Source organism: Thermococcus celericrescens (genome assembly GCF_001484195.1).
Lineage (GTDB): Archaea > Methanobacteriota_B > Thermococci > Thermococcales > Thermococcaceae > Thermococcus > Thermococcus celericrescens.
This window is the reverse complement of record NZ_LLYW01000019.1, coordinates 64,839-76,164: the sequence shown is the minus strand read 5'-3', so window position 1 is coordinate 76,164 and position 11,326 is coordinate 64,839. Positions and strand designations below refer to the sequence as shown.

Below are 11,326 nucleotides of genomic sequence, written 5' to 3'. Positions count from 1 at the left end.
TCTCAGAAACAAGCGCAGAAAGCGTCAGAGCAATGGACGAATTCGAGGCGGCAGTAAACGAAGTCGTCACAATAGCCAACGAAGGCAGACAAAAAGGCGAAATCTCAGCCAAACAAATCGAAAGCATCCAAGAAATGATGAGCAACATCGAAAGCACAGTCAGAAAAGTCTCTGAGATGAGTAGGAGTATTGAGGAGATTACGAACGTGATCACCAACATTGCCGAGCAGACGAACTTACTCGCCTTAAACGCGGCCATTGAAGCGGCCAGAGCCGGCGAGGCTGGAAGGGGTTTCGCTGTGGTTGCCCAGGAGATTAGGAAGCTTGCGGAGGAGAGTAAGCAGGCTGCAGACAACATCAAGAACATTATTGACCAGATCACCGGCGAAATCCGCGACGCCGTCGACAGCACCCAGAAGGGCGTCACCGTGGTAAGTGAAAGCGCGGACACGCTCAGAGAAACCATAACGTACCTAACCAACATAGCCGACCTGCTTCAGGATGCTAGTTCGAGAATGAGTGAGGTTAAGGAGCAGATCGTCAAGACGCAGGATGAGGTTGAGAATGCTTTGAGGTCGCTTGAGAACCTGGCTGCGAGTGCCGAGGAAACCACCGCCTCGGCAGAAGAAGTCAGTTCAGCAGTGGAAGAGCAGACTGCAGCAACCGAAGAACTCGAAAGAGCCGCCAAAGACCTCAAAAACATCGTGGAAAACCTGAGGGACATCATCGGCAGGTTCAAACTCTGAGGCCCTTTCATTGTTTCCTTCTTTACACAGCATCGGGGGTGAGAAGATGGACTGGGTGATGATAGCGGTCATAGCCGTCGTGGTGCTGCTCGGAACCGTGCTTTCGGCATACATCATATCCAACACACTCAACAACCAGATGGGTGAGCTCTACGCGGTGCTTGTGGAGCGCGAGCTGAGGGAGAGCAGTGCAGCCTCCCGGCCAAGGGAAACGAAGCAGCAGAAGGCCGCGGCCACGACGGAGCAGCCGAAAAAGATGAGCGTCTCCGGCGTCAACGAGGAGGAGCTGATACAGAAGCTGCGCAAGGTGATAGACGAAAAGGTGCAGAACGTGCTCAGCGAGGCCAAGAGGAAGAAGGAACGGCTCGGCATGCTGCTTGACGTCGCCAGGGGTTACACCCTGGGATACGTGAGCGAGGAGGAGTACAACGCCTTCCTTATGAAGGTGCTGGCGGAGCTGGATGAGTTCAAGCGCCTGTGGCTGGCCCGTTTCCCGAGCCAGAGGGACAGAGAAAAGCTGAACCTCATGATGAACTACGTTGCAAAAACGAAACTCCCAGTTGTGGTCAGGAGTAAGGACGGAAAGAGCCAGATGACGCTCCCACCTGAGGAGGCCCTCATCAAAATCACAAGCAATATAAACAGTGCCATAAATATCATCGACGAGCTTATAGAGGGCAGGGGCGAGAATCCCGCCGTGACTCCTCTGGAGGTGAAGCTCACCCAGGAATGTGAGAAGCTCCGCTCCAAGCTGGAGAGGCTGGAGAGGCAGCTGGAGGAGTACAACGCCCTCACCTGAGGGGTACCAAAAAGGGGATGAACTATGGCAGTGACGGAAACAAGGGTCAAAGCAACCATAATCTCATCATGGAAGGGATCCGGAAGGGCAACCTGGAGGGACGCGATAGGTGGGATACACAACGACAGGCTTATCCTCAGGTACCTCAAGATGGGAGAGGTCGTTGGAGAGGACAATTTCCCGTTTTCATCACTCACCGACATTGGCGTGAACGTCCCGGATAATTACAAGCTCAACCCCGAGAGGGAGCACTTCGGGATGAAGTTCTACCTGCCGGGCAGGGGAGAGCTCACCCTGATCCTCACGATAGGGGACAACCTCCTTATATACGATGAGAACAAATTCCGTGAATTCATCCACACACTCTTCGAGACGCTCATAAACGGAAAGGCTGTGAAGGTGCAACTGGCCAGGATGAAGGGTGGAGCGATAAACATGGAGTCCTCATGGCAGGATGGTTCCCTGCGGATAGTTTCAGTAAAGTCAGCCAAGAGGGGCAAAACCGAGCGCAACATTGTCATCCTTGACCAGGACAGGAGGCCAATACCGGTGTTCTCCGACGTCGAAGACATGGACATAGAGCAGGTCGACCTGAACGGGAAGAAAATCGAAGCGTGGAAGGTGAAGCATTTCTACATCAACGAGACCGTTACCTCGTATCTGCACATACCCGAGAAGAAAACCCGCCTGTTCGTACTGCGCTACCTGCTCAAGTACATCCCGAGCTATTTCGAGTTCATACTCAAGGTCTCAAAGGAGTTCCCAACGCTCCAGGCGGAATTCAAGGAGGTCATGGAGAAGGAGTTGAAGGAGCTGGAGAGCCTCGACGAGACCGAAAAGCAGATACTCATGGCGCTGTACTCGGGACTCAACCCCCTTGAGGTCCACCAGTTCCTCGGGTTAAGCGAGAGGGAGATAGAGGAGATATACGACAGGATGATAGACAAGGGGCTTCTAAAAATCGTTATGATAAGAAAGGTTGTGGACCTGACCAGGGACGGCAGAAAGATAGTCAACAAGCTCATAGAATACGGACTCGTGGCCATGTAAATAGAAAACAGGGAGAATCAGCGCCTTCTCACGAGAAGGCCAAGGAGTGCCAGTGCCACAATGGCGGCTGGCCCGCAGATGCTCTTCTCACCCCCATTTCCCGCGAGCTTCTCAACGTCGATTGCATAAAACGTCGAGCTGGCGGTTCCAACCACCGCGGTTCCTTTCTCAACTGCAATGCTGCGAACGTAGCCCAGATTCGGGAGCTCTCCAAGGATACTGCCGTCGGCGGGGTCAACTGCGTAGAGGGAGCCAACACTGTAGATGACCGTGGTTCCGTTCTCGTCCCTGCGCTCGAACTTACCCGTACCCACCAGGAGCACACCGTCAGCGTATTTAACCACCTTAACCTTGTACAGGAAGCTCTGGTTCCACAGAACGTTTCCAGAGGAGTCCAGTGCCACGAGTTCTCCACCGGCGGAGCCCATTCCTCCGATGTAGGCGGTGTCACCGTTCACCTCGATGTCCTCGGTGTAGAACAGCTCCCGTTCCCAGAGTACCTTCCCATCGGAACTTATCATGTAGAGGCGCCCCTCTGAGGTACCGTTTCCGGTCCCCGCCAGCACGCCGCCCCCCCAGGACTCCATGTCCCTGACCCACTGGCCCGTCTCCACAGTCCAGGCAAGGGTCCCGTTGGGCAGGACGCCGTAGACGTAGCCGAACTGCCAGGGGCCAACGTACCCTGAGGGGAATCCAGCACCAACGTAGATAATCCCATCCCCGACTCTGACCCTGCTGACGAGGGAGGTGAAGTTGAGGGTCCAGCCGTTCAGTATCACGGTATCGTTCACAAGGGTTCCGCGGTACAGGTGACCAACGTACGACTCGCTGCCGTTCTCAAGGAAAAAGTCGCCGTCAACTGCGTAAACATCCTTCCCAACGATCTGAAAATCGTAAAGCTTGTTCGTCGTGAGGTTTCTGGCCGCAAACCTGCCGTCCCGGTCAAAGGTTATGAAGCCCCCCATGCTACCCACCAAAACGCTGCCGTCGGGCAGGGGGTACAGCTTTACAACGTAGCCGGAGTCGTTCTGCCAGAGGAAGGTGCCGTTGGACGAGTACGCGGCGGTGGTTCCCAGGTAGTAGATGCCAATCATGCCGCTGGCGTTGGCCAGCTGCCTGTAGGAGCATCCCGCGTAAACCCTGCCGTTGAGGATCGCGACTGCCTCAATGCTTTTCTGATACTGGACGTCACTGCATACCTCACCTTTCCACAGCACGGGACTCTGCTCCGCAAGCGCCTGCGCAGACAAAGAAAAAGCCAGCAACAGCATTAGAATCACTGGAACTCCCCGTTTCATGGTTTATCCCCCGAAGAGGCTAAGTGAAAAGCTTATATAAACCTTTGCAGTAACCTACAATGGTGATTGAATGGACGGGGAGCTGGACATCAGGGAAGCATTGGCGACGGGGGAGGGCGTGGAAGAAGTACTGATCCGCGCCACCGCCAGCAAGGAGACCCTCAAAGAGGTTCTTCTCCTTCTCGACGATGATCTATGGACAGTACAGAAAAACGCCCTGAGAGTAATTGTGGAAGTGGTAAAAGACATGCCTGAGCTTCACGAGTCCCTAATAACCAAACTCATGGTGATGCTGAGAAGGAGCGAGGCCATTCCCCTCACACAGGAGATAGCCAGGGCATTCGGAGTCCTCGCGGAGGTCGTGCCCGACAAGGTATCCCGGGTTCTACCGGCAATATTCGCCAACTACCGTGTGGGAGACCCCAAGATAAAGGTGAACATGGCCTACGTTCTTGAGGAGATAATGAGGGTCAAACCCGCGCTGCTCGGCAACATCTTCAGAGACATCGGGTACATGCTGACCTCCAGGGACACCACCGACAAACTGACGGCACTGAACTTCATCTCGGCGCTCGGTGAAAACGGGATAAGGTACGTGAGTCCATTCCTGCCCAAACTCTTCAGCCTGCTCCACGACAGGGACGAGGTCGTTAGGGCCAGCACAGTTGAGACCCTGGTCCGTATAGCTGAGCTGAACGAGAAATTAAGGAAGATTATACGGGCCAAACTTGAGGAGGTAGACGACAGGAGCGACCTCGTAACAAAGAAGGTTGAGGAAGGGTTAACCAGACTCACCATCCTCGACAGGGAGGGATGAATCCTCCAATCTCTCCTGGAGAAACGTCTTCAGCGCCTCCTTGAGCTTCTCATTCTCCTCGCGGAGTCTGGCGTTCTCCTGTCGTATCCCCTCGACCTCCTGGAGAATGTTCTTAACCTCATGAAGGGTGCTCTCGAACTTGGACTTGGGGATGAACTGCGTCTTCAGTATAGTAAGCGCGGCATCTATGTCACTCGTGCCCGTTAGCGCCGCGAGTTCCTTGCGGATACGGTTGATCTCGGCAAGTTTTGCCTCGTATTCCGACAGTCTCTTACTGAGGACATCCACTCTCTGGGACATGTCCTTAAGAGCAGCCAGTTTCCGTTTCAGGTCCTCAATCTCCCGATCTTTTTCAATGATGGCTTTCTGGAGCCTCTCTTTCTCATGAAGGGCGGACCTGAGACGAACGTTCTCCGCAACAAGCTCCTCGTACCTCTGTTGTATCTTTAGAAGAGTGTCAGCGAGATCCACACTCACCCCAAAAACGTCCTTCTTCATCTGCTCCTCAAAGGTCTTGAGACGCTCCTCCACGTACGCCCTTACAAACTCATCCATTTTTCTGCCGTATCGCTCCTCGAGGCGCTTCATAATCTCGCCAGGGAGGCGCTCCATGCGCTCCTCCATCTCACCGAGGCGGGGCACGAGCATCTCAACGCTGTCGAGGAAAAGGGTTCTGCGTTCAAGTTCCATCAGCTGGTCTTCCAGGCTCTTAATACGTTTCTCCAGGGAATGGGAGGATTCCCTGCTGGACGCACTCAGCTCCTCGAGCTTGCGGTTGAGAACCTCAATACGCTCGCCAAGCATCTCCCTGTCCATACGAAGCTCCCTGATGAGGGCGGCTATGGCTTCCAGCGCAAGAATAGAGTAGTCCGAAGCGGTCTCGGATTCGGGAATCGCAGACTTAACGCTGTCCCAATCGCGGAGGGTTTTCAACTCGTCGATGACGCCGGGGTGCCTCTCCTTGATGTAATCCCAGTTGACACTGCCCCTTTTGGACTTCTTGAGCATAACCACCAACCGTTAAAAAATACCCCGGGATATTTAAATAACTTTTGTGTAGGTGATTATCCAGAGAACAGGTAATGGTTAGTGGCCGGCGGCGTCCCCGGTTTCCCGCCCCCTCTCGGAGGGCAGTACACCCGGGATCGCTGGCGGGCTTAACTTCCGGGGTCGAAACGAGACCGGGTGTGACCCCGCCGCTATGACCGCCGTACCGATACATACCTGCCGCGGAGGGTTTATAAACTTTACGGTCAATAGAACCGTCGATGGAGAGGGAGATACTGGAACTGCTGAGACTGGAGAGGGCAAGGGAGCCGCTGAGTCCCGGCAGACGGCTCAGGGAGTTCCAGTTGAGAATCCAGCGGCTTAAAAACGGTGAGGACGTTGAGATAGCGGGTTTTCTGCTGGGCAGAAAGCCCCCCAACGCCCCAAGGGACGCCGCATATTACCTCCTGTCCCCCCTCTCCCCCTCGGAGCTGGCTGGGCTCGGGAGGGACGAGTTCAGGACATACCTGGTGATACAGGCAACGGAAGGCACGAGGGTCAACGGGGACGTCAGGCCCGGGAGCTACGTTGCGGTGAGGGGAACCGCGGACGCGTACCGCTGGGGAAACCTGAGGATGGTTCACGCCGCTTCAATCGAAGGAAGGGACTACTCGGAGTACTGGAAGGACTACCGGGAGTTCGCGCTGAGCAGGCGCGAGGTGGTTGACCTATTCGAAAGGACCATCTACGTCCGCAAGGACATGATGAAGGCCCTTATCTATTCACTCTACGGCGTCCCGTATATCCTCTGGGGAAGTGAGGCCCCCCAATGGGGCGAGGGCTTTGAGTACACCGTCTACAAGTACGGGGAAAACATGGGGCTCCTGGCCCTCTGGAAGGCCCTGAAATACTTCCAGTCGAGCCTGCCGTGGGAGGTCCGCCTGAGGAAAGAGACCGCCCTCGAGATAATCGACCCAGTACTGGACATCGATTTCCGGATACGCAACCCCAACGGGACGGACATGAAATACTACACCCCCTCCTCCAGGAGAGGGCTGGTGAGAGTGCCGAAATGGAGCAAGGGGCATATAGTAAACAAAAGGGCGATCGGTCTGCTGCCCCGGGATGTCGAGGCAAATCCAACAGATCCCCTGGCCAAAATCTCCGAAACCCCCTTTGTGCTCATGCCGTGGGATGAGAAGCCATACTTCGAGGAGAACCGGGAATTCCAACAGCTGATTCCCAATCTGCTCGTGACCATTTTCATCAACAGGGAGCGCTATCTCTCAATGAGCCACGAGGAGCTGAGCAGACTGAGGGACGAGCATCTGAAATGGAGGAGATGGGGCAGGAAAGAGTACAGCGAAACGTTTGAGAAGCTGACAACCCCCAGCGGCGTGCTCCACCTGGGGATGAGGTTCTATCTTGACAGCAGGCTCTTTGGAGCTATCACTCGGTTCTACGGGAAAGTAACTGACAGGGCGGTTAAAGACGTCAGAGAGATCGACGATACGATACTGAACGAGTGGAGCGTGTTTTTTGGCGAGCTCATTAAAAAGCGGCCCGAGGTCATAATGAAGCTCGAAAAGGAGTACGCGCGCTACATCCCCTACGATGTCCGTGCCCAGAAGGCCCTCCAGATATTCCACGACCTCGCCTCCACAAGCCCCTTTGGAGAAGTTACCCGGGAGGAGTTCCTGAGAGAGATGCTGAAGAACGGCTTTAACGAGCGGGACGCCCTCAACTTGATTGAAAAGTTTATAGCCAACGGCTACATTTACGAGCCGTTTCCGGGAAAGCTGATACTGATACGGTGATACCATGAGCAAGAAAAAGTTCATCCGCCAGAGGGAGCAGAGGGAAAAGCGCAGAATTGCCCGCGAGAGGATTGAGACCCTTTTCACCCTCGCGGAGAGGGTCTTCCCCTACGAGCCCGAGCTGGCCAACCGCTACGTGGAGATAGCCCTCGCGGTTCAGCAGAAGGCCAGGATAAGGATGCCCAGGAAGTGGAAAAGACGCTACTGCAAGAGCTGTCACACATTCCTCGTCCCGGGCGTCAACGCCAGGGTGAGGCTCCGGAACGGCCACGTTGTCATCAAGTGCCTCAACTGCGGCCACATAACGAGGTATCCGTACATCAGGGAGCAGAAGAAACGGAGAAGGGAGCGGCAAAAAGAAGCTGATTCAAGCCGCTGATTTTATCGCCCATACAGGGGTTGGTGGTGCCCAACGTGTGTTAACTTGTTCACGGCCGAGATGAGCCCATTCCGTGGGTTTTTTGGGCGCTGTTCTTAATGTCCTGCCTCCATTTCTGATATGTTTCCTTTATCATGGCCGTTATCTGGTTTACGAGCCCCCGGCCTCGTCGTACTGGCCGTTCTGAATCGCAACCTTGAGCTGCTCCATCAGCGCGTTGATGGCGCTAACGTCTGTTCCTGCCTTCTCCATGACGCTTATCTGCGCCTCAAGCTTCCCCATCTCACGCTCAAGGGCAGCCTTTTCACCGTTCTTTATCGCCATCCTCATCTCGCCGTTCGCCGCTTTGAGGCTGAACTCCGTCCGAACCTGGAGCTCAAGCATCATCTGGTACGCCTCGGTGTAGTTTCCGGCCTGAAGTGCCCCGTTGGCCTTCTCCATCGTCATCTCCATGACCCTAACCTGCTCCATGAGTGCGGTTGAGTTGGTTTCGTTTGCCATCTTCTCGATAGTTTTGAGCCTCTCCTGAACCTGAACCATCAACTGGAGAACCGTCTCCTTGGTGACGTTGGCCTGAACCTCCATGGCGGTACAGTTGCACTCGTGGAGCTGCTCCATAACGTGCTCCATGACCCTCTCAGATGCCTGCGTCTTGACCATGGCCGCTTCCTTTATCTCGAACTTCTCCATGAGCTTTGTGACGTTGGTGCTCTTGTTAACGTAGACCATCACTGCCCCGTTCTGAACCGCGAGCTGAAGGGCGTTCTGAATGGCCAGGGTGTCATTTCCAGCGACGAAAACGCTGTTATTGAACTCGAGCTTGAATTTAACTTTGGCCCGCTCCATGACCATGAGGTTGGTCTCGTACCTGTTCTGGCCACCCCAGCGTTCGACGGTGATGTTGAGTTCCTCCAAGTCCGCGACGTATTCATCGACCACGGCGTCAGGGCCACCGATTATTATCACCTCGTCCGGAGCGTAGCTCATAATCTCTGCCGTAACGTTCGGATCGTAGACGCCCCACGTTGTCGTGACTATCACCGCACCCGTTTCGTTGGCCAGGTACTCGGCGATTGCTTTGTCGGCCGCGTTGTCGCTAACCAGTATCACTGTAACGCTTCCTTCCGCCGCACTGACGCTTCCAACGGTCAGTGGCATCCCCAACATCAGCAACCCAAACAGGATTGCCGCTACTTTCTTTCCCAGCATGGCTCTTCACCCCGTTGTCTCTATGAAAAAAGGCATATTTAAGCTTTTTTCAAGAAATCGTCCACGTACATTGGCGATTGTTTAGAAAAAAGTCTTGAGAGCGGAGTTTTGTCTTTTAACTGTTAACAAAGGTTTCACAACGTTTAACTCTGTTTAATCGGGATTAAAGCGGCATGAACAGGCGAATAAAGGAGCAACAAAGCCGCATCAAACAAAACAAGTGCGCATTTCACTCCACAAAGGCCACTGCCCTAACGGGGCTTCCCGAACCGCCCTCGATTTTGAGGGGAAACGCCACGAACGTGAAGTCTTTTCCTACGAGGGCCTCCAGGTTGGTCAGGTTCTCAAACACCGGCACCTCCTCGCTGAGGAGTATTCTGTGGACGGCATCGTCCCCGATGCTCATGGAGTCGGTGCCAACGGCCCTAACGCCCTCAGCCACAAGAAACAGCGCCACCTCTGGAGAGAGCTCCCTACCGCTCGTCAGGAAAAGCACTATCTTTCCAAAGTAGCCTCCATCCGGAATCTCGTCGAGCCTTATAGGCCCCTCCCCATCCCTGACGTCCAGAACGATGCCCTCACCGATGAACTTCTCAAGCGGCATCTCATCGATGGTCTTCCCCCCGGGCACGAAGTGCGCCGGCGCATCAACGTGGGTGCCGGAATGCTCCCCCATCTTCAGAACGTTCATGTAGTAGCCGTCCCTGTCGATGACGGCCCAGAGCCTCACACTCACGGGCGGGTCGTCCGGGTAAACCGGGGTGTTTTCCGAGATAGGGGCAGAGAGGTCGAGTATCATGGGAACACCAACAGTTATAGCGCCATCAACCTAAAAACCTTTCCGGAGATTGAATGAACCACTTTAAATATGAAATTGAATACACAAAAATGATAGCCCAAGTGTTTTAAGGTATGGCCCTAAAGGTTCACCGGTGATGAGGATGAACTGCACGAGGGATTACTGCGTTAAGGACATCAACCTGGCCCCCAGCGGCGAGAAAAAGATAGACTGGGTCTCCAGGTTCATGCCGGTTCTCCAGGCAATAAGAAAGGACTTCGAGGAGAAAAAGCCATTCGAGGGAGTCAGGATTGCGACGACGCTGCACCTTGAGATGAAGACCGCCTTCCTGCTCCTCACGCTTAAGGCGGCCGGTGCAGAGATCTCGGCGGCGGCCAGCAACCCGCTCTCAACCCAAGACGACGTTGTCGCCGCCCTCGCCAAGGCAGGAGTCAAGGTCTACGCGATCCGCGGGGAGGACAGGGAGCAGTACTACGAGTTCATGCACAAGGCGCTCGACATAAAGCCGAACATCATCATAGACGACGGCGCCGACATGGTCTCGACGGTGCTGAAGGAGAGAACTGAGCTGATAGACGAGCTCTGGGGGGCGAGCGAGGAAACGACAACGGGCGTCATAAGGCTCCGCGCCATGGAGAAGGACGGCGTTCTGAGGTTCCCGATCATAGCGGTGAACGACTCCTACACCAAGTACCTATTCGACAACAGGTACGGCACCGGCCAGTCAACGTGGGACGGAATCCTGAGAACCACCAACCTGCTGATAGCAGGTAAGAACGTCGTCGTTGTCGGCTACGGCTGGTGCGGCAAGGGTATAGCAATGAGGGCGAGGGGCCTCGGCGCGACGGTGATAGTGGTGGAGGTTGACCCGATTAGAGCGTTAGAGGCGAGGATGGACGGGTTCCTGGTCATGGACATGACGGAGGCGGCGAAGGTGGGCGACATCTTCGTCACCTCCACGGGCGACATCAACTGCATAAGAAAGGAGCACTTCGAGGTCATGAAGGACGGCGTGATAATGGCCAACGCCGGCCACTTCGACGTGGAGATAAGCAAACCGGACCTCGAGGAGCTGGCGGTCGATATAAGCGAGCCGAGGCCGAACATAACCGAGTACACGCTGGCCGATGGAAGGAGGCTCTACCTCTTGGCCGAGGGCAGGCTCGTAAATCTCGCCGCGGCGGACGGCCACCCGGCCGAGATTATGGACATGAGCTTCGCCCTGCAGGCGAAGGCGGCTGAATACATACTGAACAACCACGAGAAGCTTGAGCCAAAGGTCTACGTGCTCCCGAGGGAGATAGACGAGATGGTGGCGAGGATTAAGCTGGCCTCGATGGGGATAAAAATCGAGGAGCTCACCGAGGAGCAGAGGCACTATCTGGCCAGCTGGGAGCACGGGACTTGAGTTCCTTTTTTTCTTTC

General features: G+C 55.0%; 11 protein-coding genes and 1 rRNA gene. 7 read left to right on the top strand and 5 right to left on the bottom strand.

Translation table 11 applies throughout. The annotated features are described in order from the left end of the window. From APY94_RS06065 to APY94_RS06055, 3 genes are all read left to right on the top strand, one after another. Nucleotides 1–746 (top strand): methyl-accepting chemotaxis protein (locus APY94_RS06065; RefSeq protein WP_245610419.1); only part of this gene is annotated, 746 nt, incomplete at its 5' end. Between the two features lie 46 nt (nt 747–792). Then, nucleotides 793–1,545, top strand: a complete 753-nt coding sequence (locus APY94_RS06060; protein WP_058938776.1) for a hypothetical protein — start codon at nt 793–795, stop codon at nt 1,543–1,545. 24 nt (nt 1,546–1,569) lie between these two features. Further along, nucleotides 1,570–2,595: a CheF family chemotaxis protein gene (locus APY94_RS06055; RefSeq protein ID WP_058938775.1), complete on the top strand. Its 1,026-nt coding sequence runs from the start codon at nt 1,570–1,572 to the stop codon at nt 2,593–2,595. 17 nt (nt 2,596–2,612) lie between these two features. Here the strand turns inward: APY94_RS06055 and APY94_RS06050 are convergent, their stop codons facing one another. After that, nucleotides 2,613–3,893 carry an outer membrane protein assembly factor BamB family protein gene (locus APY94_RS06050; protein ID WP_058938774.1) on the bottom strand — a complete coding sequence of 427 codons (1,281 nt, stop codon included), beginning with the start codon at nt 3,891–3,893 and terminating at the stop codon, nt 2,613–2,615. A gap of 70 nt (nt 3,894–3,963) precedes the next feature. On the opposite strand from APY94_RS06050, the gene APY94_RS06045 reads away from it, so the two are divergent. Beyond that, complete coding sequence (locus tag APY94_RS06045; RefSeq protein WP_058938773.1) at nt 3,964–4,710, top strand: PH0542 domain-containing protein; 747 nt, start codon at nt 3,964–3,966, stop codon at nt 4,708–4,710. On the opposite strand, the gene APY94_RS06040 is transcribed toward APY94_RS06045, so the two are convergent. Beyond that, the gene (locus APY94_RS06040; protein ID WP_245610421.1) at nt 4,675–5,718 is read right to left on the bottom strand and encodes a hypothetical protein; all 1,044 of its coding nucleotides are present in this window, start codon (nt 5,716–5,718) and stop codon (nt 4,675–4,677) included. The genes APY94_RS06045 and APY94_RS06040 overlap by 36 nt on opposite strands. An 83-nt stretch (nt 5,719–5,801) precedes the next feature. After that, nucleotides 5,802–5,923: ribosomal RNA gene (gene rrf, locus APY94_RS06035) — 5S ribosomal RNA — on the bottom strand. A gap of 55 nt (nt 5,924–5,978) precedes the next feature. Here rrf and APY94_RS06030 point away from each other — a divergent pair. Continuing rightward, entirely contained in the window at nt 5,979–7,514 is a 1,536-nt protein-coding gene (locus APY94_RS06030) for a hypothetical protein (RefSeq protein WP_058938771.1), read from the top strand. A gap of 4 nt (nt 7,515–7,518) precedes the next feature. Continuing rightward, nucleotides 7,519–7,893: a ribonuclease P protein component 4 gene (locus tag APY94_RS06025; RefSeq protein ID WP_058938770.1), complete on the top strand. Its 375-nt coding sequence runs from the start codon at nt 7,519–7,521 to the stop codon at nt 7,891–7,893. A 150-nt stretch (nt 7,894–8,043) separates the two neighbouring features. Here the strand turns inward: APY94_RS06025 and APY94_RS06020 are convergent, their stop codons facing one another. Further along, nucleotides 8,044–9,102 (bottom strand): cell wall-binding repeat-containing protein, encoded by a 1,059-nt coding sequence (locus tag APY94_RS06020; RefSeq protein ID WP_058938769.1) that lies wholly within the window; start codon nt 9,100–9,102, stop codon nt 8,044–8,046. Between the two features lie 229 nt (nt 9,103–9,331). Then, nucleotides 9,332–9,901 carry a cyclase family protein gene (locus tag APY94_RS06015; protein WP_058938768.1) on the bottom strand — a complete coding sequence of 190 codons (570 nt, stop codon included), beginning with the start codon at nt 9,899–9,901 and terminating at the stop codon, nt 9,332–9,334. A gap of 142 nt (nt 9,902–10,043) precedes the next feature. Here APY94_RS06015 and APY94_RS06010 point away from each other — a divergent pair, with 142 nt between their 5' ends. Then, nucleotides 10,044–11,309: an adenosylhomocysteinase gene (locus APY94_RS06010; RefSeq protein WP_058938767.1), complete on the top strand. Its 1,266-nt coding sequence runs from the start codon at nt 10,044–10,046 to the stop codon at nt 11,307–11,309. Nucleotides 11,310–11,326 lie beyond the last annotated feature (17 nt).